Here is a 23,004-nt window from a genome sequence, read left to right on the forward strand (position 1 = left end):
CGGGCCACCGCATTACGCGCCACAGCGGGTGCCACAGGGGGCGCCGCACCGGGTGACTCACCCGGCCCCGATGTCCTCCTGCCACAGTGCCGGCCGCGCCCGGATGAACTCCCGCATCAGCGCCGTGCATTCGGGGTCGTCCAGCAGCACGATCCGCACCCCGTGCCGGGCCAGCCAGTCGTGGCCGCCGTGGTAGGTCCGGGCCTCGCCGATGACGACGCGGGAGATGCCGAACTGGCGGACCAGCCCGCTGCAGTACCAGCAGGGCGAGAGGGTGGTGACCATCGTGGTGCCGCGGTAGCCGCGCTGCCGGCCGGCCGCGCGGAAGGCGGCGACCTCGGCGTGCAGCGACGGGTCGCCGTCCTGGACGCGGCGGTTGTGGCCGCGGCCGAGCAGCGCGCCGTCCGGGCCGTAGAGCGCCGCCCCGATCGGGATGCCGCCCTCGGCCAGCCCCGCCTTCGCCTCCGCCACGGCGGTCGCGAGCATCGCGCGGGCCTGCTCCTGGACGTGGTCGGGGTGCCCGGTCGGGTCGCCGTGGCCGTCGGCGCCGCCGTGCAGCCGGAACTCGTCGCGGTCCTGCCCCCAGTCCTGCGTGCGGCTCTGATCCCCTGCGTCCATGCCGGTCACTCTGCTCGCCCGGCCGCGCCCCGGCAACGGGAGCGGGGCCGTACGGCCGCGGCGGCGGCCCGGCCCGGTCCTTGGCGGATCAGCCCTTTGCGGGTCAGTCCTTCGCGGGCGGCGTGGTGTCCTCCGGGCCGCCCTTGCCCTGCGGGCCGTTGGCGGTGCCCTCTGCGGCGTCCTCCGCCCCCGCCGCACGCTCCGTGCCCGCCGCGCCCTGCTGGTTCTGCCGCTGCCGCCGGAGCTGCTCCTCGCGTCGCCGGAGGTCGGCCTCCCAGTCCTTCAGCAGCGCCTCGTCCTTCACGCTGTGAGAAGACGCAGGCTCTTCCTTGAGGGACCGCAGGAACTCGGGGTTGTCGTCCGGGGCCACCCACGTCCCGCGGGCGTTCGCGCCGTGGTTGCGGTGCCATTCGGACGGCGTGCTGCCGCCGCCCTGCGCCGGGTAGCGTGCCTTGCCCGCCACCAGCCAGGCGATCGGCCCGAGCAGCACCTCGCCGAACAGCAGGATGACGAGCACCCACACCACCTTCGGCAGTCCGCGGACCTGCGACTCGGGGGTGTTGAGGCAGTCGATGAAGGCGTAGATCCACAGCGCCAGCACCAGCAGGAACGGCAGATACCTGAGCATTGCGGACGGTCCCCCAGCGGACGGCGGCGAGCCCCCGCCGGGGCCCGGTGACCCGTACAGGGTAGTGCGTACCGGATACTGGAGCGCATGGCTTACGACGATCTTCGCTCCCTGCTGCGGGCCCTGGAGCGCGAGGGCGACCTCAAGCGCATCAAGGCCGAGGTCGACCCGTATCTGGAGGTCGGCGAGATCGTGGACCGGGTGCAGAAGTCCGGTGGCCCGGCGCTGCTCTTCGAGAACGTCAAGGGCTCGTCGATGCCGCTGGCGATGAACGTCTACGGCACCGACCGCCGGCTCCTCAAGGCGCTCGGCCTCAAGGCGTACGAGGACATCAGCGACAAGATCGGCGGACTGCTCAGGCCCGAGCTGCCGCAGGGGTTCGTCGGCGTCCGCGAGGCGTTCGGCAAGCTCGCGAACATGACCCACGTCCCGCCGAAGAAGGTCAAGGGCGACGCCCCCGTCCAGGAGGTCGTGCTCACCGGCGACGACGTCGATCTGGAGCGGCTGCCGGCGCTGTTCACCTGGCCCAAGGACGGCGGCTCCTTCTTCAACCTCGGCCTGACGCACACCAAGCACCCCGAGACCGGTGTCCGCAACCTGGGCCTCTACCGCCTCCAGCGCCACGACCGGCGCACCATCGGCATGCACTGGCAGATCCACAAGGACAGCCGCAACCACTACCAGGTCGCCGCCAAGCGCGGCGAGAAGCTGCCGGTCGCCATCGCCTTCGGCTGCCCGCCGGCGGTGACGTACGCCTCGACCGCGCCGCTGCCGGGCGACATCGACGAGTACCTCTTCGCGGGCTTCCTCCAGGGCAAGCGGATCGAGATGGTCGACTGCAAGACCGTCCCGCTCCAGGTCCCGGCCAACGCCGAGGTCGTCATCGAGGGCTGGCTGGAGCCCGGCGAGATGCTGCCGGAGGGCCCGTTCGGGGACCACACCGGCTTCTACACGCCGCAGGAACCGTTCCCCGCGCTCACCATCGACTGCGTCACGATGCGCCGCCGGCCGCTGCTCCAGTCGATCGTCGTGGGCCGCCCGCCGACCGAGGACGGGCCGCTGGGCCGGGCGACCGAGCGGTTCTTCCTCCCGCTCCTCAAGATCATCGTCCCGGACATCGTGGACTACCACCTCCCGGAGTCCGGCGGGTTCCACAACTGCGCGATCGTCTCGATCGACAAGAAGTACCCCAAGCACGCCCAGAAGGTCATGCACGCCATTTGGGGCGCCCACATGATGTCGCTGACCAAGCTGATCGTGGTGGTCGACGCGGACTGCGACGTGCACGACCTCCACGAGGTCTCCTGGCGGGCGCTCGGCAACACCGACTACGCCCGCGACCTGACCGTCGTCGAAGGCCCCGTCGACCACCTCGACCACTCCTCGTACCAGCAGTTCTGGGGCGGCAAGGCGGGCATCGACGCCACGAAGAAGTGGCCCGAGGAGGGCTACACACGAGACGGCGGCTGGCCGGACATGGTCGAGTCGGACCCGCGGACGGCCGCGCTGGTCGACCGCCGCTGGAAGGAGTACGGCCTGTGAGTGCGGCAGAAGGAGTCATCGGCGGCCCGGGGCCCGCACAACCGGACAGCAGGGTACGGGCGTTCCTCCGCCTCGTCGTCATCGAGCACTCGGTCTTCGCGCTGCCCTTCGCCTACATCGCGTCGTTCACCGCGATGCACGGGCTGGACCGGAACGTCCACTGGGGCCGGCTGCTGCTCGTCACCGTCGCCATGGTCGGCCTGCGGACCTTCGCGATGGCCGTCAACCGCATCATCGACCGGGAGATCGACGCCCGTAACCCGCGCACGGCCGGCCGCGAGCTGGTCACCGGCGCGGTCTCGGTCCGCTCCGCCTGGACCGGCGCGCTGGTCGCCGTGGTCGTCTTCCTGGGCGCGGCGGCGCTGCTGAACCCGCTGTGCCTGGTGCTGGCGCCGGTCGCCGTGATCCCGATGGTGGTCTATCCGTACGGCAAGCGCTTCACCAACTTCCCGCACGCGATCCTGGGGTTGGCGCAGGCGATGGCCCCGGTCGGCGCCTGGATCGCGATCACCGGCGAGTGGTCCTGGGAGTCGGTGATCCTCGGTCTCGCGGTCGGCATCTGGATCGGCGGCTTCGACCTGATCTACGCGTGCCAGGACGTCGAGGCGGACCGGGCGAACGGCGTCATGTCCGTGCCGGCCCGCTTCGGTGTGCCGGGCGCGCTCTGGGGGGCGCGCTGGTGCCATGTCGTCACCACCGCGCTGCTGGCGTGGTACGGCGTCGCCATCGGCGCCGGCGTCTTCTTCTGGGCCGGGCTGGTGATCGTGGCGGCGGCCTTCTGCTACGAGCACGCGATCGTCCGCCCGCATGACACCTCGCGGCTCAACCGGGCGTTCTTCCAGGTCAACAGCTTCATCGGGATCGCGCTGTTCGTCTGCGCGCTGCTCGACCTGTTCGTCCGCGGTCTGACGCCCTGAAGCCCTGCCGCTCTTGCACTCGGACACCCCTACGCCCCGCACGCGGTGATCGGGCCGGGACGGCCTGACGGTGTGTCGCGGCCGGATCGCCGGTCAGTCCTTGGCGAGCGGCCGGGGTGGATCCACAGCTCGCCGCGGCACGTTTCAGGTGTTGAGGTCCAGGACACGGACTGCTTCTCCTCCCCATCGCTGTGGAGCGGTGGTGGCCACGATCGCGCCGTCGGGGCGTTCGGGGGCGGGTTGCGCCGCGTACTGGCAGTGGGCCGCGGCCCAGGTCTGCTGCCGTGCCATGGCCAGGGCGGCGGGCAGGTCCAGGTCCAGGACGGTGACGCCGGGCAGCGCGGCCAGGCGCTCGAGACTACGGGACGGGTCGGACAGCCGTCCCCGCCGTCATCGCCCGGCCGCGCTCGCGGAAGACGAACGCCGCCAGCACCCCGCCGATCAGCCCGAACAGATGCGCCTGCCAGCTGATGCCGCTGTCGGTCGGCAGCGCGCCCCAGACGATCGAGCCGTAGACCGCGCCGACGGCCACACCGATGCCCACGTCGAGGAGCTTGCGCTCGATGAAGCCGCGCACCAGGAGGAAGCCGAAGAGCCCGAAGACCACGCCGGAGGCGCCCGCGGTGTTGCTGTGCGGTGCGGCCGTGAACCAGACGCCCACGCCGCTGACGAGGATGATCAGCAGCACCACCCCGAGGAACCGCCGGATCCCGGTGCGCAGCGCGGCGACGAAGCCGAGCACCAGCAGCGGGAGGGTGTTGGCCGCCAGATGGCCGAAGCCGAAGTGGATGAAGGCGGCGGGCACCACGTCGACGAGCCCGGTGAGGTCCCGGGGCTGGATGCCGAAGCTGTCGAGGGCGTTGCCGCTGACGAGGTCGACGCCCTCCAGGACCCACAGCAGCGCGATCCAGCCCAGCATCAGGCCGGCCGCGGATCTGGCCCGTGATGTCATCTCCGCCCCCTCGTCCCCGGCTTGTCCCGGCGCCTGCCCGGCTCCGTCCGGGCGCACACGTAAGAACGGTCGTGACGGCCCCGGTGGTTCCGCCGGATAGGCTCGATCCGTGGAGCCGCCGCACAACGACATCAGCAAGCAGACCGACACCGGCACACGGGACCCGGGCCGCCGCCCGTGGGTCGTGGGGATCTCCGGTGCGTCCGGGACGCCGTTCGCCGCGTCCGTGGTGCGGGGGCTGCTCGCGGCCGGGGAGGCGGTGGACCTCATCGTCAGCCGGGCGTCGCGGCTGACCCTGCTGGACGAGACCGGGATCGCCTTCCGCGACGCCCATTGGCGCAGCGACCTGCGGGAGTGGCTGGCGCGCGGGGCGGACGGCAAGCCGGAGACGTTCCCGGTCACCGAGGAGTCGCTGGCACCGGTCCGGTACTGGCCGGCCGGGGATCTGGCGGCGGGGCCGTCGTCGGGTTCGTACCCGGCGAAGGGGATGCTGATCGTCCCGGCGAGCACGGCGTGTGTGGCCGGGGTGGCGCTGGGGCTGTCGAAGGACCTGCTCCAGCGGGTGGCGAGCGTGACGCTCAAGGAGCGGCGCCGGCTGGTGGTCGCGGTGCGCGAGACCCCGCTCAGCGGGCAGACGCTCAAGGCTCTGGTGGCGCTGGACGAGGCGGGCGCGGTGGTGCTGCCCGCCTCTCCGGCGTTCTACGCGGGGGCGACGCACATCCAGGATCTGGTGGACTTCGTCGCCGGCCGGGTTCTCGATGCGGCGGAGGTGCCGCACGGTTTGTACCGGCGGTGGGAAGGGGAGCTGCGGGGTGGCTCCAAGGGGGAGGCCCCGAACGCTCCCTAGCGCTTCTTCGAGGTGACGGCGCGGCCGAGGCGGCGCCGGGGCCGCGGGGTGGCGGCCTGCTGGGCGGCACGTGAACGATTGGCCTGGTCCTGCAGCTCGCGCATGCGGGCGTAGGCCATCTCGATCGAGTACACGGTGACAACTCCTGTGAAGATCGTCGTTGATCGTAGAGAGAATCGCAGGGCCGGAAGCCCTGATGCCTTAGATTCTACATGCAGAACGCAAAAAAGCGGAAAGATTGGAAGGCTAGAGGGCATGGACGCGGTGGATAGGCAGCTCATCCAGGCACTTCGCGAGAACGGCAGGGCCTCCTATGCGGAGCTCGGCCGGCTCGTCGGCCTCTCCGGGCCCAGCGTCACGGACCGGATCAACCGCCTCGAAGCGGCCGGCGTGATCACCGGCTACCGCGCGACGGTCGACGCCGCCTCGCTCGGTCTCGGCGTCACCGCCCTGGTCGGCATCTCCCTGTCGGACGCGGCCGACCACGAGGACGTCGCCCGCCGGCTCAAGGACCTCGCCGAGATCGAGGACTGCTGGTTCATCGCCGGCGACGACTCGTACATGCTCAAGGTGCGGGTGGGCGACGTGGACGGGCTGGAGCGCACCATCCGGCGGCTGTCCGGCACCAAGGGCGTCTCCCGTACGCGGACCACGATCGTGCTCTCCACCAAGTGGGAGAACCGCGTCGGCGAGCTGCCCGAAGAGGTCGAGTAAGCGGGGCCGTGGGCAGGTGTCCGTGCACGGCGGACGGGGCGCCGCCCGGCGCACCCGCCCGGGGCCCCGGGGCGCGGTCCGTCCCCCGGGCCCCAAGGGGCCTCCGTCCGCCGTGAAACCGGGGGAGTAGGCTCGGCGAAGCTCGTTTTTCGCACGAAACGGCCAGTGACACACACAGATAGTGGGAGGCGACCGGATGGCTGCGTCGATGGATGTGGGCCTCAAGCGCGAGCTGGAGGCGAAGGTCCACGCCGGGGAGCGGCTGACCCGCGAGGACGGCATCGCCCTCTACGAGTCCGACGACCTGGCCTGGCTGGGCGGGCTCGCCCATGAGGTGCGGACGCGGAAGAACGGCGACGCCGTCCACTTCAACGTCAACCGCCACCTCAACATGACCAACGTGTGCACCGCGTCCTGTGCGTACTGCTCCTTCCAGCGCAAGCCGGGCGAGAAGGACGCGTACACGATGCGCATCGAGGAGGCCGTCCGCCTCGCCAAGGCGATGGAGAACGAGAACCTCACCGAGCTGCACATCGTCAACGGCCTGCACCCCACCCTGCCGTGGCGCTACTACCCGCGCTCCCTCAAGGCGCTCAAGGAAGCCCTCCCCGAGGTCTCCCTCAAGGCGTTCACCGCCACCGAGATCCACCACTTCGAGACGATCTCCGGCCTGACCGCCTCCGAGATCCTCGACGAGCTGATCGACGCCGGCCTGGAGTCGCTGACCGGCGGCGGCGCCGAGATCTTCGACTGGGAGGTCCGGCAGCACATCGTCGACCACCGCACCCACTGGGAGGACTGGTCGCGGATCCACCGCCTCGCGCACGAGAAGGGCCTCAAGACCCCGTGCACGATGCTGTACGGGCACATCGAGGAGCCCCGCCACCGCGTCGACCACGTGCTGCGGCTGCGTGAACTCCAGGACGAGACCGGCGGGTTCCAGGTCTTCATCCCGCTGCGCTACCAGCACGACTTCGTCGACATGCAGGACGGCAAGGTCCGCAACAGGCTCCAGGCGCGGACGACCATGGCCAGCGGCGCCGAGGCGCTGAAGACCTTCGCGGTCTCCCGGCTCCTCTTCGACAACGTCCCGCACGTCAAGGTCTTCTGGGTGATGCACGGCGTCCAGACCGCCCAGCTCGCCCTCCAGCACGGCGCGGACGACATGGACGGCTCGGTCGTCGAGTACAAGATCACGCACGACGCGGACAACTACGGGACGCCGAACAAGCTCACCCGCGACGACCTGCTGGACCTGATCCGCGACGCCGGCTTCCGCCCCGTCGAGCGCAACACCCGCTACGAGACCATCCGCGAGTACCCCGGCCCGGACGCGGAGCGCCGCGAGGCCCCGCAGCCGATGCGGCTCTGACGCTGTCAGTGGTGCGCAGTAGGGTCCAGGTCATGAACGTGCGTTTCGACCTGGACCCTTCCGTCACTCCGGAAGTCCGCGACGGGATCTGCGCGTTGTGGGCGGACGTCAGCAACGCCGGCGGTGCGGTCGGCTTCGTCCCGCCCGTGACGCGGGAGGACATCCGGCCCGACCTGCTCGGGCATCTGACGGAGCTGGCCAAGGGCCGCAAGCGCCTGCTGACAGGCCGCGACGAGGACGGCCGGGTGGTGGCCACCGCCTTCCTCTCCCTGAATCCGCACCGCCTGATGACCCACTGGCTGTGGGTCTACACGGTCATGGTCCACCCCTCCCTCCAGGGCCGGGGCACCGGCCGCGCCCTGATGGCCGCGGTCGAGGAGTCCGCCCGCGGGATCGACGGGATCACCGGCATCCGGCTGACCTGCCGCGGCGGCACCGGCCTGCCCCGCTTCTACGAAGCCTGCGGCTACAAGGAGGTCGGCCGGGTCCCCGGCGCGATCAAGGTCGCCGAGGGCGACTTCCGCGACGACGTCACGATGTGGCGGCAGCTGGGCTGAGCCGGCCCCCTGCCGGGGGCCCGGAAGATCGCCCCGGGAGCTGTGCTTGACTGGACGCAGACCCTTTCGGTTGCCGTTGAGAAGAAGGTCCCGTCCGTGAGTAGCCCCAAGTTCGCCACGCTCCGCTACACCGCCCTTCGCATCGGCCTGTTCGTCGCCTGCTTCGCCGTGGTGTGGGTGCTCGCCTACTTCGGGATCATTCCGCTCGGCGTCGGCAACTCCAACACCATCTGGCTGCTGCTGCTCGCCATCGTGATCTCCGCGCCGCTCAGCTTCGTGCTGCTGCGCAAGCAGCGGGACGCGATGTCCGAGCAGATCGTGGCCAAGGTGGACCGCCAGAAGGAGCGGCTGGCGGCCAACCAGAGCATGGAGGACGGGCTCTAGGGTCTGCCCGACGGGTCAGGGGCGAAGGCCCCAGGCCGACAGGGCCCCGGCACGGTGCCCGCACGGCACACCCGCACCACCCCTCCCCGAGGCGGCGGGCTGTAAGACGCGTCACTCCGGCGCGCGTCCCGCCCCCGTGAATCCGACCGGCGCCCGGTCCGCGGAGTCCCAACTCCCCGGACCGGGCGCCGTTTTGCCTGCCCGGCCGGCGGCCTCCCGGCCTCTCCGCATCCCAAAGAATCCCTTTGGGTTCCTCAAAGTTCAAGTGTTAACGTATCGGACATGAAGACAGCAGCCGCGCCCTCGACACCCATGAGCGTCCCGCTCGTGGAGCGCCTGCACGTCGATCTCTGCCGCTGTCTGTCCGCGGCCTGTCGCCGCCGCTGACGCCCTTCCCCAGCGGCCGGAGATCCCTGCCTGTTCGTACGGACCTCCTGGCGCCCCTTCACGCCGTTCCCGACGCCCCGCGTCCTTCGTCTGACCCGTCCCCGGAGTGTGTCCGTTGTCCACGTCTGCCCAGACCCCCGCGTCCGCACAGGCGCCCCAGTCACCCAGGTCCTCCCGAATACCCAAGATCCCGTTCTGGGTGCAGATCCTGGCCGGCCTCGCCCTCGGCGTGCTGCTCGGCTGGATCGCCAAGAGCGGTGACGTCGGCTGGCTCGGCTCCACCCTGGAGCACATAGGGAGCCTCTTCGTCCAGCTGCTCAAGCTGGCCGTCGCCCCCCTGGTCTTCTTCGCGATCCTGGTCTCCATCACCAACCTGCGGCAGGTCAACAACGCCGCCCGGCTCGCCACCCGCACGCTGCTGTGGTTCATGGCCACCTCGCTCATCGCGGTCGCGATCGGCCTGGCCATCGGCCTGCTGACGCACCCCGGCGCGGGCACCGGCCTGACCCCCAAGGACGGCAAGCTCCCCCAGCACACCGGCTCCTGGATCGACTTCCTGACCGGCATCGTGCCCACCGACGTCATCACGCCGTTCACCCAGCTCAACGTCCTTCAGATCGTCTTCATCGCGGCCGTCGCCGGCATCGCGGCGCTCCAGCTCGGCGAGAAGGCCGAGCCGGTCCTCACGATCAGCCGCGCCGCACTGGAACTGCTCCAGAAGGCCCTGTGGTGGGTCATCCGCCTCGCCCCGATCGGCACCGTCGGCCTCATCGGCCACGCCATCGCGACGTACGGCTGGAACCTCATCGGCAAGTACGCGACCTTCACCGTCGACATCTACGTCGGCTGCGCGCTGGTCCTCTTCGGCGTCTACCCGCTGCTGCTGTCGACCGTCGCCAAGGTCAACCCGCTCCAGTTCTTCCGCGGCGCCTGGCCCGCCATCCAGCTGGCCTTCGTCTCCCGCTCCTCGGTCGGCACCATGCCGGTCACCCAGAAGGTCACCGAGCGCCTCGGCGTGCCGAAGGAGTACGCCTCCTTCGCGGTGCCGTTCGGCTCGACGACCAAGATGGACGGCTGCGCCTCGATCTACCCGGCGATCGCCGCGATCTTCATCGCGCAGATCTTCAACGTCCACCTGAGCATCGCTGACTACGTCCTGATCGCCTTCGTCTCGGTCATCGGCTCCGCCGCCACCGCCGGCCTCACCGGCGCCACGGTCATGCTGACCCTGACCCTCTCCACCCTGGGCCTCCCCCTGGAGGGCGTCGGCCTGCTGATGGCCATCGACCCGATCCTGGACATGATGCGGACTGCAACGAACGTTGCTGGGCAATCAGTCATACCGATCCTGGTCTCCGCTCGCGAGAAGATCCTGGACCGCGACGCCTACGCGCACGCCACCAGCATCCGCATCGGCGACAACGACACCACCGACGCCGAGCCCGAGAAGGTCTCCGTGTCGGTGCCGGCTGCTGCGTAGCGCTCTGCGCCGGCCTCCGGGATGCGCCCCGACCATGTCATGGTCGGGGCGCAGCTGCGTGTTGTCTGACACGCGCCGCACTGGTTAGCAGGCGCGGCGGCACGACTCACCCCGCTACCTGCCCGACGTGAGGGCGTCCAAGTGCCGCCGGAGCACCTGTCGTTGCTGCTCCGGCGGCATGCGGTCCGGGAGGAGCGCCGCTTGCAGGGTGAGGCCGTCGAGCAGGGCCGCCAGGCGATGGGCCTCCAGGTCCGCATCCAGGCCGGCTGGCAGTCCGCCCATGCGCTGGGCCTCGGACAGCACGCGGACGATGAGGGCGTGCATGTCCTGCTGCATCTCGGCTGCGTGAGGCCGCAGTTCGGCGCGGGTGTGGGTCGCGGCGGTGAAGGTGATCCAGAGGACCGCCTCTTCGCGGCGGGTGTCGTCGAGGGGGAGGAACTCGGCCAGTAGTTCCTCGGTGGCCGCCCGGCGGTCGATGTCGGCGTCGGGGGCGAGGAGCCGCTCGGCGTGGGTGCGGATGCGCTCGCCGATGCGCCGGCTCAGCTCCCGCATGGTGAAGGTCATCAACTCGTCGTGGTCCGCGAAGTAGTGGCGGATCGAGCCGATGGCGAGGCCGGCCTCTTCGGCGACGTTACGGAGCGAGGCGTGTTCCAGGCCGTGCCGGGCGACGACGGTCAGGACGGCTTGTGCCACGGCGCGGCGGCGGGCTTCCGGGTCCACGATCTTCGGCATGTTGTCGTTATAGCACGGTCGGGCTAATATCTTTTTGGCTCGATCGTGCCATAAAAGGCGCGCGGCGAGGCATGTCAACGTCAAGATGGGTGGTGTGTGCGTGAATCCCTGGCTGCTGACGGCGATCATCGTGGTGCTCGTGATCGCTGTGGTGATCAAGCGGCGGATCGGTGAACCGGTCAATGCACGGGAGCTGTTCGGGGCGCCGGTGATCCTCACCGGCATCGGCGTGATGTCCCTGGTCAAGATGACCGGGGTGACCGGCACCGACTACGCGTGGGTCGTCTCGGGCGCGGTACTGGGTGCCGCTCTCGGCGCACTGCGCGGCACGACCATCGAACTCACCGACAGAAACGGCGCTTTGTGGCAGCGCTATACCGGGCGCACCTTTCTCGTCATGGTGGGCAGCTTGGTGGCCATGGCGGGCTTCAACGTTCTCGCGGTGAGGATGGGCATGCATGAAGGTGCCCGCCCGGTCCAGCTCTCCCTCGGGGTGAGCTTCCTCGGGGAATCGCTGGTGGTGGGACGGCGTGGGATGCTCTCCGGCATTCCGTTCACGCCAGCAGCACGCGGACGCTGACGGGCCGTCATGTGCATCGCCGCCCCGCGGCGGCACCATCCACGAACGCTGTCACACGGCAGTCGCAACCTCGACTGCTACGAATGGGCAAGTGGCTGAACAGCGGACTGCTGCACGGGAATTGAGTACGCTCCCAAATCTCGACGGCAGAACGGACACTGAGTCACATCCTCAGGGTCGTACCGATAGGTGACGGTGACCATGCGAGCCTCACAACATCACCAACCCGTGAGGTCACCGTCAGGTCATGGCTAGACTGCCGATACAGCGTATGAGCCGTTTGACGGGCAGGGCACAATTGCGATCACGAGTCTGCGTCGTGAAACGGCGAGCTCCCTGGCCCGATGGCCTGGGTATGCCGCTGCCGTGTGGGGGTTCGCGTTCGCCGTTCCCAGCTTCTACTGGGCGATGGGCGGTCTGGCCGGGGCCGCGTCCACGATCTCACCGTCACTGGTCGAGCTGGCACGAGAGCGAAATCCCGGCTTCATCACGGTGTTGTGGGTGACCGGAGTACTCAAAGTCGTCGGCGGAATGCTTGGCCTTTCTCTGGTGCGCCGCCGCACGTGGGGACGCGGCATGAATCGCCTCCTGCAGTTGACCGCGTGGGGCGCGGGGGTACTGCTCGTATGGCATGGAGCATTGTTTGTTGGGCAGGGACTGCTTGTACAGACACACGTCATCGCACTCGCCCCGGAACTGCTGCCGGTCAGCCGCTGGTACACCTACCTCTGGGGACCTTGGTTCGTGGCTGGTGGGCTCACCTTCGTATTCGCCGCACGGACTCACTTGAGCGGGGCGGCTGACCGCCGGGATGCCATGATCGCGGGTATCGTCGGCGGCCTGGGCGCGCTGGCGCTGTCCGCGACAGCCCTGATCGCCGGAATCGGATAGCTGGCCCGGAACGGTCGCAACAGAACTCGGCCGCCGACCGCCTACGGCGGATCTCCAATATCGCGTATCGCGTCGTAAGCGCCCCCGGCCCAGGAGCCGCCGTGCCGCAGCGTCCCGCCGTCGCCGGCGCGGCCGTGGGCGGTGCCATCGCGGTGGTGCCCGGTGCGCGCGATGGCATCCTTCCAGGATGCGGAAGTACTCCTCGCCGAAAGGGAGTTGACCACCGTCGAGTACCCGCCAGTGTGCGATCCGGCGCGCGATACCCGCCTCCCGGCCGGGATCCGCCGCCGGTCGGGCCCACGTCTCCAGGACCTCGGGCGCGGTGCCCGGCGGCTCCTCGACGGGCACCGTGCCGCCGTCCGGCGGGGTGTGCGGGAGGGTGCTGAGGGCGCTGGTGCCCATGGGGGTGGCGCTGAGCAGTCGGTCGGGGTGGTCGGCGAGCGTCATCTGGGTCAGCATGCCGCCCAATGACAGCCCGACGAGATGCGCGTGTGCGATGCCGAGGCCGTCCGGGCCGCAGGCGATGCCGGGGGCGGCGTCGACGAAGTGCTGCGGGCGGGGACCTCCCGGGCGTGGGGGAGCGGGGTGCGGTCCGGGCGTCGTGTGCCGGCTCAACGTAACGGTACGTATCGTCTCGCTATGGTCGGGATCATGTCATCAACTTGCCGGGTGTGGAGAGTGAAGATCGTAAACTTACTTTGCGGTAAATGCCGTAAAGGGGGCGGATGATGGAGGGGTATTCAGGGTGGGAGCTGCGAAGAGCAAGCGGGTGCCGCGGCCGGTCCGGGAACAGCAGATGCTGGACGCCGCGGTGCGGACGTTCGCGCGGCGCGGGTACCGGGCGGCCTCGATGGACGAGATCGCCGAAGGGGCCGGGGTCTCCAAGCCCCTGGTCTACCTCTATCTGAACTCCAAGGAGGAGCTGTTCAGCGCGGTCATCCGGCGCGAGTCGGCGGCGCTGGTGGCGGCCGTCACGGCGGCCGTGGAACCGGACGCGGCGGCCGACCGGCAGTTGTGGAGCGGGCTGAAGGGGTTCTTCGCGCACACCGCCGAGCACCCCGACGGGTGGGCGGTGCTGCACCAGCAGGCGCGTACGCAGGGGGAGCCGTTCGCGGTCGAGGTGGCCGCGATGCGGGCGGAGATCGTCCGGTTCGTCACCGTGCTGATCGGCGCCGCCGCGAAGGAGGCCGGCTGCGACGGCGAACTGGCCGACCGCGAGGTGGCGGGCCTGGCGCACGCCCTGGTCGGCGCCGCGGAATCGCTCGCGGAGTGGGCCAACGCCCGGACCGCCGACGGCACTTCGGCCTTCGGCTTCTCCGGCGAACGGGAGCGGCCGACGGCCAAGGACACCGCGGCCACGCTGATGAACTTCGTCTGGGCGGGGCTCGGGCGCCTCATGGCCGGGGAGCGCTGGGCGCCGGGGGGCTGAGCAGCCGGCCCCGGCGCCGCGTCGGTCACACCCGCGACCGTCCCGTCAGCGGCCCGAGCTGGAGCCCGCGGCCGAGTACGACATCGCCATCGCGCCCGCCGACGCACCGTGCCGGGACCGGTGCATCCACCCGCCGCCGTACATCGGCGTCTGCGCCTGGCCCACCATCGGCGTCTGCGCCTGGCCGTACATCGGCGTCTGTGCCTGGCCGCCGAACGGCGTCTGGCCCGTGACCGGCTGCTGCGCGGGGCTCGCGTAGGTCGCGTAGTTCGCCGTCGGCTGCGCGGGGCTCGCCGCGGGCGTCTGCGCGTAGCTCGTCACCGGCCGCTGGAAGTGCGGCCTCTGGAGGTGGTGCGCCCGCACGTGGATCACCCGGTGCGTCATCCGGTGCAGCATCTGACGCTTCTTCATGCGCTGGACCGCCACCTTCCCGTCCTTCGGGTTCACCGTGTAGCGCACGCCCTGGTGCGTGACGGACCGGTGGGCCGAGTCGAGGGTGGCGATCCGCTTGTTCCTGACCTGGATCTTCGCCGTGTAGCTGCCGTTGACCTTCTGGACGGTGGCCTGCGCGCCGTTGGACAGCCTGACCGTACGGGCCGGGTTCGGCTTGACCTTGCCGTGGGTGCGCTCGCCCTGCGACCTGGCGCTGACGTTCCGGCCGTCGAAGTACACGTGGATGCCGTTGGTGTAGCTCTGCCCCTTCCGCAGGGTCGCGAACGGCCGGCCGCTGCCGATGGCCTGGAGGTCGCAGACCCCGTTGTGGATCACGGCCTCCATGCCGCCGCCGATGTCGACGGCCCTGACCTTGCCCTTGGCCGGCGCCTGGGGTGCGGAGTGCGCGGCGCCGGTGGACGCGGGCCGTTCCTGCTGCCCCGGCGTGCCCGCGAACGCGGCGGCCGGGACGGCCATGGCCCCGGCGAGCAGGGCGGCGGTGCAGATGGCACGCAGGGAGATGCGCGAGGCGGGGGAGATGCGGGTGGTCTTCATGGAGCTCGTAACCCTTCTCGATGTGCGATGCGCGTGAAGTGGTGTCGGCAAACCGACGCACTCCAAGCTATTTCCGGATCAATACGGACACATCGGAACATTGGACAAGGTTCACCCGGTCGAAAGGACGAGGCGCGCGGTGTGCGGATGTCGTGTACGGCTCTTGGCCGCACCGGAGCTCCGGCGTAAATTTACCCGGAAGTAAGGTTACTGACGGGTCATTGGGGGGTCGGAGGGGGCCGAGGGCTGGAATCCTGCGGAATTCACGGTCCGGTGGCGCCGGTGCGACGCGGCCGGCGCGGCGGAACCGGTCCCGTGGACCCCGGCCCCGCGGCGCTCCCGGCCGAACCGGCACCACCGCCCGCCGCAAATCGGATACCGCCATTTGCCACTGCCGCCCGGCACCCCGCCCGCCCCGCCCCGCGTCCCCGCCACCCCCCGCACGTCACCGGAGAAACGAGGAGCCGCTCGTGTTCAACCAGGACAGTGCACCCCCCGCACCTGCCCCTGCCGTCCCCCAACTCGTCCAGCCCCACCGGGTGTTGGTCGAGGGAGTCGTCCGCGAGGTCTCCGTCCCGCCACTCGCCCCGCCCGTCCGCACCGGCTCGCTCGGCGACATCCCCTTCACCAACGCCGCCGAGGCCCCGCACGAGACCGTCCTCTCCCGCCGGCAGCCCAGCGGCGCCTGGCGCGACATCACCGCCGCCGAGTTCGCCGGCGAAGTGCGCGCCGTGGCCAAAGGGCTCATCGCCCACGGCCTGGAACCCGGCGACCGCCTGGCGATCATGGCGCGGACCACCTACGAATGGACCCTCCTCGACTTCGCCGCCTGGGCCGCCGGCCTGGTCACCGTCCCCATCTACCCGACCTCCTCCGCCTACCAGGCGCAGTGGATCCTCCAGGACTCCGCCGCCCGCGCCTGCGTCGTCGAGACCGTCGACGAGGCCCGCCTGATCAGCGCCGTCCGCACCCACCTCCCCGCGCTCGGCAACCTCTGGCAGTTCAACACCGGCGCCGTCGCCCAGCTCGTCGACGCCGGCCGCGACCTCCCCGACGAGGCCGTCGACGCGCGCCGCGCCGCCGTCGCCCCGCCCGCCCTCGCCACCCTCGTCTACACCTCCGGCACCACCGGCCGCCCCAAGGGCTGCGCCCTCACCCACGCCAACTTCTTCGCCGAGGTCGACAACGCCGTCGAGCTGCTGCACCCCGTCTTCCGGTCCGTCAGCGACGAGCCCGCCGCCACCCTCCTCTTCCTGCCCCTCTCGCACGTCTTCGGCCGGATGGTCGCCGTCGGCTGCCTGCGCGCCCGGGTCCGCCTCGGCCACGCCCCCAGCATCCAGACCGACGAACTGCTGGCCGACCTCGCCGGCTTCCGGCCCACCTTCCTCCTCGCCATCCCCTACGTCCTGGAGAAGGTCTTCAACACCGGCCGCGCCACCGCCGAGAAAATGGGCCGCGCCGCCTCGTTCGACCGCGCCGCCCGGATAGCCCGCGCCTACGGCGAGGCGGTCGAGGCCCGCGAACACGGCACCGGCCCCGGCCCCGGCGTCGGCCTCAGGGCCGCCCGCAAGCTCTACGACCCCCTCGTCTACCGCCGCATCCGGTCCGCCCTCGGCGGCCGGGTCCGCTACGCGATCTGCGGCGGCTCCCCCCTGGGCCACCGCCTCGCCGCCTTCTACTCCGGCGCCGGCATCGAGATCTTCGAGGGCTACGGCCTGACGGAGACCACCGCCGCGGCCACCGTCACCCCACCCCTCCGCCCCCGCATCGGCACGGTCGGCTGGCCGCTCCCCGGCAGCGCCGTCCGCATCGCCGACGACGGCGAGATCCTGCTCCGCGGCGGCCACGTCTTCTCCGGCTACTGGGACGCCGAGCTGGGCGCCGCCCGCCCGGCGACCGACCGGGACGGCTGGCTCCCCACCGGCGACATCGGCGCCCTCGACGCCGACGGCTACCTCGCCATCACCGGCCGCAAGAAGGAGATCATCGTGACCAGCGGCGGCAAGAACGTCGCCCCCGCGCCCCTGGAGGACCGCCTCCGCTCCCACCCCCTCGTAGGCCAGTGCATGGTCGTCGGCGACAACCGCCCGTACGTCACCGCGCTGATCACCCTGGAGCCCGACGGCCTCTCCCACTGGCGCCAGATGACCAGGAAACGCGACACCCCGCTCACCGAACTCGTCCGGGACGAACGCCTCCTCGCCGACATCCAGCACGCCGTCGACGACGCCAACAAACTCGTCTCCCGCGCCGAGTCCATCCGCCGCTTCGCCGTCCTCCCGGCGGACTTCAGCGAGCAAACCGGGCATCTGACCCCCTCCCTCAAACTCCGCCGCGCCCTGGTCGCCCGCGACTTCGCAAAAGAGATAGACCAGCTTTACGAAAGCCAGTAACCCCCGGTATGGAGCTGTGACTCTCCGCACGTCAAACTAGAACCCCGTGTCACCTCTGTGGGGGAGGTGGCACGGGGTTTTCGCCGTACCCGCGCTACGGGTCGGCGACCTCGCACCACACCGTCTTGCCCGCCTCCCCCTGCCGCACGCCCCACCGCAGCGCCACGGCATCCAGCAGCGCCATCCCCCGCCCGCTCTCGTCGTCGGCCGCCGCCCGCAGCAGCACGGGCAGCGCCCGGGGATCCGGATCGGTCACCTCGATCCGCCTACGTCCATCGGCGCGGACGGCGACGTGAACGGTCACCGGGGAGCCCTCGCCGACGTGGCGAATGACGTTACCGAGCAACTCGCTGACGCACAGCTCGACTTCGGGACACACCCTGCCGAGATGCGCACGCAGGGTGCGCCGCAGCACGGGGACTTCCTTCGGCACGGCAAGCAGCTCCACGGTGAGCGGCTTGCAGGGCGAGGTCACCGCGCCGCCGCTTTGCGCAGCACCTCGGCCAGCCGCCGCGCGGTGGCCGTGTTGCAGTTGCCCAGCGCGACCAGCGGCGGCGGATAACTCCCCGCGAACGACGGCAGCTCGACCCCCAGGGACGGCAGCGTGATCCCGTTCTCCCGCAACGCGGAACGGAGCCCTTCCGCACACTCGTGCACGTCATCGGGGGCGGGGGTGGGGTGTGGCATGGGCGTGGACCCTTCTGTGCGCATGGTGACGAACTGCTCACAGAGTGGCGTCGAGTCCGCGTAGCGTGGAAGGGAATCCGACCTCGCTGAGCGAATGGTGGAAAGGTGAACCATGCCCGCACGCAAGGATGTTGACGGCTCCGCGAGCGTCCCGGCCTTCTACGGCGCCGAACTGCGCTGGAAGCGCGAAGCGGCCGGCCTGACGCTCAGGGAGACCGTCGAAGGCAGCTACTTCGGCGAGACGTACCTCAGCGAGATCGAACACGGCAAGCGCCGCATGCCGGTCGAACTCGCCTGCCACGTGGACCGCCTCCTGAAGACCGACGGCTACTTCGAACGCCGCTGCGCGGATGTGCGCAAGGCGCGGCGGGCGGGGCATGCGGAGTACTTCGAGCGGATCCTCGAAGCCGAGAAGCACGCGGACACCATCGAGGACTGGGCCCCCACTCTCATCCCTGGTGTGTTGCAGACCGCGCCGTACGGACGGGCCTTGGTGCTGGCGGAACATCCCAACGCGACCGAAGAAGAGGTGGAAGAGAAGGTCAACGCCCGGTTGGCTCGTGCGTGCCTCTTCGAGAGCGACCACAAGACTCCAGAGTTCTGGGCAATCCTGCACGAGTCATTGCTGCGACAGTCCATCCTTCCGCCAGGGGAGATGGCCGAACAGCTGGATAGCATCGCGGCGTTGGTGAGGCGGCGGCGGATCGTTGTGCAGGTCATTCCGTGGAACAGTGGCCCGCACCCGCTCATGCTCGGCCCGGCGATCATCCTGACGTTCCTCGACGCCCCGCCCCTCGTCTACACCGAATCGTCGTACAGCGGTGCCACCACTGACGATCCGGCCCTCGTGAGGAGGTACCGCAAGGCATACGATCGGCTCAGGGCCGCCGCAATGCCGCCTGAGGCGTCCCTGGCCACCATCGAGGCAGCGGCAGAGGACTATCGAAATGGCAAGCAACCGGATTGACTTGACTGGTGCCCGGTGGCGCAAGAGCAGCTACAGCAACGGTGATGGCGGAGCCTGCATAGAGGTGGCCGAGGGGTTCCCCGGCGGCGCTCGCTGGCGTAAGAGCAGCTACAGCAACGGTTCCGACGGGGACTGCGTCGAGGTCGCCGACGGCACCCCCGGCATCGTCCCCGTCCGCGACAGCAAGGCCCCTCAGGGCCCCGCCCTCACCTTCTCAACTGCCGCCTGGGGCGCCTTCATTGGAGCCATCGCCGCCTCCGGCGACTGCTGAGCCTCAACGCGGCGGCAAGGCAACAGCCGTCTGCATCTGGCACGAGTTGCACCAGAACGCCCACCCGTTCGCGTCGACGGAGCGCGAGCCGCACGCCAGGCACGGGTCGCCGACGAAGCTCGCGGCGACCCAGGAGCCGGCCGACGCGGCCCGGCGCCCGGCGGCCGTGCGCTCCTCCGCGTAGCAGGGGATGCAGACGCCGCCGTCGCGGCCGGGCAGCTTCATCGGACGTAACCCGCAGCCGGCGCAGGGCAGTTTGCCGACGTACTGGGCGTCCAGGCCGACCGGCTTGCCGTTTCTGCTGAAGGCCGCCATGGTCTGCCTCCTCTATGCCAGGACGGTTCCGGTGCCGGCGCAGCCGGAGCACTGTGTGGTGACCTTGTGGCCGCCGGGGGTCTCCCACTCCACGGTGCCCGCGCCGCCGCAGTCGGGGCAGGGCTTCTGCGGAGGCATGTTCTCGCTCATTCTGCCCACGGTAGGCCGTGTCATGTGGCCATGCGACCACTTTCCGTAATCAGGCGGAACTCCACCGCGAGCGGGCTCCGGGGGTGCCGCGGACCGGGGCCTGTCGGCACTCGTCGTGAACGGTTCATGGCGGAACGGTCGGCTCCGCCCCGCCCCCGAGTGATCGTTCCGGGGCGTTAATTCCGCGACAAGGATCGGTTTTCTCCGGAGGGGCGGGCCGGAGAGGGGCTGTTCCCGCGTTTCTCGCGGCGCAATGCGGCCGACGGGAAAAGTTCATGTAGCTGCCATTAAAACCGCGTCCGCAAAGGGCGGGCGGGCAAAAGGCAGGAGCCCCGATCTCCTCCCGAAAGGAGGAGCGGGGCTCCTTGGGTACTACTAGTCGACCTAATAGGTAAAGGTCTGACCGGGCAACTTAGACCGGCGTGACGTTCTCCGCCTGCGGGCCCTTCGGACCCTGCGTGACGTCGAAGTTAACCTGCTGGTTCTCCTCAAGGGAGCGGAAGCCAGAGGCGTTGATCGCCGAGTAGTGGACGAAGACATCCGGGCCGCCGCCGTCCTGGGCGATGAAGCCGAAGCCCTTTTCAGCGTTGAACCACTTGACGGTTCCGGTAGCCATGAGCCCTCCTTGGGCCAAAGGGTTGCCCTGCTCCAGAACCTGCAAACAAGTCTGAAAACTACAAAAGCCTGCGGGTTACATGCTCCGCAGGCTCTGTACTGCAAGGGAAACCAAACTGCAACTTGCGCTGAGCGTAGCATGATGCGCTCCTGAGGCGGAAGAGCCAAAGATCACGTTTAGCCGAGAGCGTGAAAGGTCATACCTGGACCCGCCGTGTTGCGCCGAGGAGAGCGGGTCTAGCCTCCGCATGTGGACAATTCAACCTTCGGAGACGCACCCGCAGACGCACCCGCAGGAGCCGACGCCGGCCACCGTCGCAGCCGGCCGCGAGTGGGCCACATCCAGTTCCTGAACTGCCTGCCCCTTTACTGGGGCCTGGCGCGTACGGGCACTCTGCTCGACCTGGACCTGACAAAGGACACCCCGGAGAAGCTCAGCGAACAGCTGGTGCGCGGGGATCTCGACATCGCGCCGATCACGCTCGTCGAATTCCTGCGGGCCGCCGATGACCTCGTCGCCTTCCCCGACCTCGCGGTCGGCTGCGACGGGCCGGTGATGTCCTGCGTGATCGTCTCGCAGAAGCCGCTGGAGCAGCTGGACGGCGCCCGGGTCGCCCTCGGGTCGACCTCGCGGACCTCCGTACGGCTCGCGCAGCTGCTGCTCGCCGAGAAGATCGGGGTGCGGCCCGAGTACTACCGCTGCCCGCCGGACCTCGGGCTGATGATGCAGGAGGCGGACGCCGCGGTGCTGATCGGCGACGCCGCGCTGCGCGCCAACCTGCACGACGGGCCCAAGCTCGGGCTGGACGTGCACGACCTGGGCCAGATGTGGAAGGACTGGACGGGGCTGCCGTTCGTCTTCGCCGTATGGGCGGCCCGGCGGGACTACCTGGAGCGCGAGCCGGAGGTGGTCGAGAAGGTGCACGAGGCGTTCCTGGCCTCGCGGGACCTGTCGCTGGAGGAGGTCGGCAAGGTCGCCGAGCAGGCCGCCCGCTGGGAGCACTTCGACGAGGCGGTGCTGGAGCGGTACTTCACCACGCTCGACTTCCGGTTCGGAGCGGATCAGCTGCGCGGCGTCACCGAGTTCGCGCGCCGGGTCGGTCCGACGACCGGCTTCCCGGCCGATGTGTCGGTGGAGCTGCTGGCCGGGGCGCGCCGGGCGTGACGGCCGCCGGGCGTGATGGCCGCGGCCGGCGGCGTCCCGCGTACGTCGGCCGCAGCGCAGCGCAGCGCGGCGCCACCGGCCTCAGGGGGAGGGCGTCGGGCCGCTGAGGACCTTGCTGATGGCCTCCAGGCTCGCGTCCCGCATGCCCCTGATGTAGCTCTTGGCGTCGTGCCCGCCGTCCTCGATGACGTGCAGGTGCGCCTTCACGGGCCCCTTGGCGTACTGCCGGATGAAGCGCTCCAGATTGGCCCGGCCGCTCTCCCGCGTACCGATCTGGAACTGCAGGTAGACGTCCGGGGCGCCGGGGCGGGCGGCGAGCTGCCGGGCCAGGCGCTCCGGGTCGTTGGCCCGCTTCTCCTTCTCGTGGCCGCGCCAGAGAGGGGAGTCGGGGCGGGTGTCCGGGCCGCTGGCGATCACCGCCTTGAAGCGGTCGGGGTGCTGGAGGACCTGCTTGAGGCCGACGAAACCGCCCGACGAGGAACCCATGATCGCCCAGCCGTCGCGCGAGGTGAAGGTCCGGAAGTTGGCCTTGACCAGGTCGGGGACGTCGTCGGAAATCCAGGTGCCCATCTTCGGTTGCCCCGGGATGTCGCTGCCGTCGTAGTAGCGCTTGCCGGGGTTGAGGACCGGCATGGCGACGATGAACGGCTTGCTGCGGCCCTGGGCCACCAGGTCGCTGATGGTGCGCTGGAGCTTGAGGTCGGGGCCCGTCCAGTAGTTGGTCGGGTAGCCGTAGCTGCCCGGCAGGGCGAGCAGAACGGGGAACGCGCTGCTGCGGTAGCGGTCCTCGTAGTACTCCTTCGGGGCCCAGACCCACACGTCGCCGGTGAAGCCGGACTTCTTCCCGTGCAGGGTCGTCACGCCGATCTTCGTGCCGTCGCTGAGCGTGCTTGCCGTACGGAACTGCGCGCGCGGGCCGGTCGGCATCCGTACGGAGGGGTCGGCGGCGGCCGGCTGCGGCGGGCCGGGCACCCCGTCGGGGATGGTCTGGCTGAACGACATCGGCTCGCCGGTGTCGTTGAGGACGTCCATGTACTTGACCGCCGGGTACGCGCCGAGCCCCAGGATGGCGATGAACGCGGTGAGCAGGGAGAGCCGCCACTTGGGCCGGGGGCTCTCGGACGTACGGCGACCCCGGCGGCGGAACTTCGGGCGCGGGCGGTGGTGCACGGCGTTCTCCGGAGGGTCGCGCGGCGGCGTGGGGCGCTGTCGCAGGGCAGGACCGCTGGGGGCGGAAAGGTCGGGCGGGAGGGCCGACTTGTGTCCTGTTTGATGCGGAAAACGGGGCGAAGGTTTCCGCAACGGGGCATGACGTGGGTCATAAGCGTGTACGTGGGTGATCGGCGTGTACGGCGTTGACGTCGGTGAGCGCTGCTGGCGTGGGTGAGCACCGCTGGCGTTGGTGAGCACCGCTGGCGTCGGTG

The 23,004-nt window shown here is 70.1% G+C and carries 27 protein-coding genes and 1 pseudogene; 15 read left to right on the forward strand and 13 right to left on the reverse strand.

Going from position 1 to position 23,004, the window contains the following annotated elements; genetic code table 11:
• Window positions 1–57: 57 nt before the first annotated feature.
• Window positions 58–618, reverse strand: a complete 561-nt coding sequence (locus tag GR130_RS01755) for a nucleoside deaminase (protein WP_159503076.1) — start codon at window positions 616–618, stop codon at window positions 58–60.
• 103 nt (window positions 619–721) lie between these two features.
• Window positions 722–1,246, reverse strand: coding sequence for a PLD nuclease N-terminal domain-containing protein (locus GR130_RS01760; protein ID WP_159503077.1), 525 nt, complete (start codon window positions 1,244–1,246; stop codon window positions 722–724).
• Between the two features lie 87 nt (window positions 1,247–1,333).
• Between GR130_RS01760 and GR130_RS01765 the strand changes: the two genes are divergently transcribed.
• Window positions 1,334–2,788, forward strand: coding sequence for a menaquinone biosynthesis decarboxylase (locus GR130_RS01765; RefSeq protein WP_159503078.1), 1,455 nt, complete (start codon window positions 1,334–1,336; stop codon window positions 2,786–2,788).
• The gene (gene mqnP / locus GR130_RS01770; RefSeq protein WP_159503079.1) at window positions 2,785–3,705 is read left to right on the forward strand and encodes a menaquinone biosynthesis prenyltransferase MqnP; all 921 of its coding nucleotides are present in this window, start codon (window positions 2,785–2,787) and stop codon (window positions 3,703–3,705) included. Before GR130_RS01765 ends, mqnP begins: the two co-directional genes overlap by 4 nt.
• 144 nt (window positions 3,706–3,849) lie before the next feature.
• Here mqnP and GR130_RS01775 read toward each other — a convergent pair.
• A pseudogene (locus GR130_RS01775) lies at window positions 3,850–4,059 on the reverse strand (hypothetical protein); the annotation flags it as partial.
• Between the two features lie 4 nt (window positions 4,060–4,063).
• The gene (locus GR130_RS01780) at window positions 4,064–4,657 is read right to left on the reverse strand and encodes a rhomboid family intramembrane serine protease (protein ID WP_159503080.1); all 594 of its coding nucleotides are present in this window, start codon (window positions 4,655–4,657) and stop codon (window positions 4,064–4,066) included.
• A 109-nt stretch (window positions 4,658–4,766) separates the two neighbouring features.
• Between GR130_RS01780 and GR130_RS01785 the strand changes: the two genes are divergently transcribed.
• Window positions 4,767–5,504 (forward strand): UbiX family flavin prenyltransferase, encoded by a 738-nt coding sequence (locus GR130_RS01785; RefSeq protein WP_201304774.1) that lies wholly within the window; start codon window positions 4,767–4,769, stop codon window positions 5,502–5,504.
• On the opposite strand, the gene GR130_RS39625 is transcribed toward GR130_RS01785, so the two are convergent.
• The gene (locus tag GR130_RS39625; protein WP_201305266.1) at window positions 5,501–5,638 is read right to left on the reverse strand and encodes a hypothetical protein; all 138 of its coding nucleotides are present in this window, start codon (window positions 5,636–5,638) and stop codon (window positions 5,501–5,503) included. The genes GR130_RS01785 and GR130_RS39625 overlap by 4 nt on opposite strands.
• A 121-nt stretch (window positions 5,639–5,759) precedes the next feature.
• Between GR130_RS39625 and GR130_RS01790 the strand changes: the two genes are divergently transcribed.
• The 5 genes from GR130_RS01790 to GR130_RS01810 all read left to right on the forward strand — a co-directional run bounded on the left by GR130_RS01790 (window position 5,760) and on the right by GR130_RS01810 (window position 10,398).
• The gene (locus tag GR130_RS01790; RefSeq protein ID WP_159503081.1) at window positions 5,760–6,218 is read left to right on the forward strand and encodes an Lrp/AsnC family transcriptional regulator; all 459 of its coding nucleotides are present in this window, start codon (window positions 5,760–5,762) and stop codon (window positions 6,216–6,218) included.
• 208 nt (window positions 6,219–6,426) lie between these two features.
• A complete protein-coding gene (gene mqnE, locus GR130_RS01795) occupies window positions 6,427–7,590 on the forward strand; it encodes an aminofutalosine synthase MqnE (RefSeq protein WP_159509641.1) in 1,164 nt (387 codons plus the stop codon).
• A gap of 32 nt (window positions 7,591–7,622) precedes the next feature.
• Window positions 7,623–8,147, forward strand: a complete 525-nt coding sequence (locus GR130_RS01800) for a GNAT family N-acetyltransferase (RefSeq protein WP_159503082.1) — start codon at window positions 7,623–7,625, stop codon at window positions 8,145–8,147.
• A gap of 96 nt (window positions 8,148–8,243) precedes the next feature.
• Entirely contained in the window at window positions 8,244–8,531 is a 288-nt protein-coding gene (locus tag GR130_RS01805) for a DUF4229 domain-containing protein (RefSeq protein WP_159503083.1), read from the forward strand.
• Between the two features lie 502 nt (window positions 8,532–9,033).
• Complete coding sequence (locus tag GR130_RS01810) at window positions 9,034–10,398, forward strand: dicarboxylate/amino acid:cation symporter (protein WP_159503084.1); 1,365 nt, start codon at window positions 9,034–9,036, stop codon at window positions 10,396–10,398.
• A 114-nt stretch (window positions 10,399–10,512) separates the two neighbouring features.
• Here the strand turns inward: GR130_RS01810 and GR130_RS01815 are convergent, their stop codons facing one another.
• The gene (locus GR130_RS01815) at window positions 10,513–11,130 is read right to left on the reverse strand and encodes a TetR/AcrR family transcriptional regulator (protein WP_159503085.1); all 618 of its coding nucleotides are present in this window, start codon (window positions 11,128–11,130) and stop codon (window positions 10,513–10,515) included.
• Window positions 11,131–11,230: 100 nt separating this feature from the next.
• Here GR130_RS01815 and GR130_RS01820 point away from each other — a divergent pair, with 100 nt between their 5' ends.
• From GR130_RS01820 to GR130_RS01830, 3 genes are all read left to right on the forward strand, one after another.
• Window positions 11,231–11,710: a DUF1453 family protein gene (locus GR130_RS01820; protein ID WP_159503086.1), complete on the forward strand. Its 480-nt coding sequence runs from the start codon at window positions 11,231–11,233 to the stop codon at window positions 11,708–11,710.
• Between the two features lie 366 nt (window positions 11,711–12,076).
• A complete protein-coding gene (locus tag GR130_RS01825; protein WP_236572692.1) occupies window positions 12,077–12,601 on the forward strand; it encodes a DUF3995 domain-containing protein in 525 nt (174 codons plus the stop codon).
• Between the two features lie 745 nt (window positions 12,602–13,346).
• On the forward strand, window positions 13,347–14,030 hold the full coding sequence (locus GR130_RS01830; RefSeq protein ID WP_236572694.1) for a TetR/AcrR family transcriptional regulator: 684 nt from the start codon (window positions 13,347–13,349) through the stop codon (window positions 14,028–14,030).
• A gap of 45 nt (window positions 14,031–14,075) precedes the next feature.
• On the opposite strand, the gene GR130_RS01835 is transcribed toward GR130_RS01830, so the two are convergent.
• Complete coding sequence (locus GR130_RS01835) at window positions 14,076–15,017, reverse strand: hypothetical protein (protein WP_159503087.1); 942 nt, start codon at window positions 15,015–15,017, stop codon at window positions 14,076–14,078.
• Between the two features lie 470 nt (window positions 15,018–15,487).
• On the opposite strand from GR130_RS01835, the gene GR130_RS01840 reads away from it, so the two are divergent.
• Entirely contained in the window at window positions 15,488–17,410 is a 1,923-nt protein-coding gene (locus tag GR130_RS01840; protein WP_159503088.1) for an AMP-dependent synthetase/ligase, read from the forward strand.
• 94 nt (window positions 17,411–17,504) lie between these two features.
• Here the strand turns inward: GR130_RS01840 and GR130_RS39630 are convergent, their stop codons facing one another.
• Both GR130_RS39630 and GR130_RS39635 read right to left on the reverse strand, forming a co-directional pair.
• On the reverse strand, window positions 17,505–17,885 hold the full coding sequence (locus GR130_RS39630) for an ATP-binding protein (RefSeq protein WP_201304775.1): 381 nt from the start codon (window positions 17,883–17,885) through the stop codon (window positions 17,505–17,507).
• Window positions 17,882–18,097 (reverse strand): hypothetical protein, encoded by a 216-nt coding sequence (locus GR130_RS39635; protein ID WP_201304776.1) that lies wholly within the window; start codon window positions 18,095–18,097, stop codon window positions 17,882–17,884. The genes GR130_RS39630 and GR130_RS39635 overlap by 4 nt, the downstream gene beginning before the upstream one ends.
• Before the next feature lie 112 nt (window positions 18,098–18,209).
• On the opposite strand from GR130_RS39635, the gene GR130_RS01850 reads away from it, so the two are divergent.
• On the forward strand, window positions 18,210–19,064 hold the full coding sequence (locus tag GR130_RS01850) for a helix-turn-helix domain-containing protein (protein WP_159503089.1): 855 nt from the start codon (window positions 18,210–18,212) through the stop codon (window positions 19,062–19,064).
• Window positions 19,045–19,335, forward strand: coding sequence for a DUF397 domain-containing protein (locus GR130_RS01855; protein WP_159503090.1), 291 nt, complete (start codon window positions 19,045–19,047; stop codon window positions 19,333–19,335). The genes GR130_RS01850 and GR130_RS01855 overlap by 20 nt, the downstream gene beginning before the upstream one ends.
• A 3-nt stretch (window positions 19,336–19,338) precedes the next feature.
• Here GR130_RS01855 and GR130_RS01860 read toward each other — a convergent pair whose 3' ends face one another.
• The 3 genes from GR130_RS01860 to GR130_RS01870 all read right to left on the reverse strand — a co-directional run bounded on the left by GR130_RS01860 (window position 19,339) and on the right by GR130_RS01870 (window position 20,416).
• On the reverse strand, window positions 19,339–19,650 hold the full coding sequence (locus GR130_RS01860; protein WP_159503091.1) for a hypothetical protein: 312 nt from the start codon (window positions 19,648–19,650) through the stop codon (window positions 19,339–19,341).
• Window positions 19,651–19,662: 12 nt separating this feature from the next.
• On the reverse strand, window positions 19,663–19,800 hold the full coding sequence (locus GR130_RS01865; RefSeq protein ID WP_158690127.1) for a hypothetical protein: 138 nt from the start codon (window positions 19,798–19,800) through the stop codon (window positions 19,663–19,665).
• Between the two features lie 412 nt (window positions 19,801–20,212).
• The gene (locus GR130_RS01870; RefSeq protein ID WP_003984261.1) at window positions 20,213–20,416 is read right to left on the reverse strand and encodes a cold-shock protein; all 204 of its coding nucleotides are present in this window, start codon (window positions 20,414–20,416) and stop codon (window positions 20,213–20,215) included.
• 249 nt (window positions 20,417–20,665) lie between these two features.
• Here GR130_RS01870 and GR130_RS01875 point away from each other — a divergent pair, with 249 nt between their 5' ends.
• A complete protein-coding gene (locus tag GR130_RS01875; protein WP_443043520.1) occupies window positions 20,666–21,580 on the forward strand; it encodes a menaquinone biosynthetic enzyme MqnA/MqnD family protein in 915 nt (304 codons plus the stop codon).
• Between the two features lie 81 nt (window positions 21,581–21,661).
• On the opposite strand, the gene GR130_RS01880 is transcribed toward GR130_RS01875, so the two are convergent.
• On the reverse strand, window positions 21,662–22,750 hold the full coding sequence (locus GR130_RS01880) for an alpha/beta hydrolase (protein ID WP_159503092.1): 1,089 nt from the start codon (window positions 22,748–22,750) through the stop codon (window positions 21,662–21,664).
• Window positions 22,751–23,004 lie beyond the last annotated feature (254 nt).

Source organism: Streptomyces sp. GS7 (genome assembly GCF_009834125.1).
Lineage (GTDB): Bacteria > Actinomycetota > Actinomycetes > Streptomycetales > Streptomycetaceae > Streptomyces.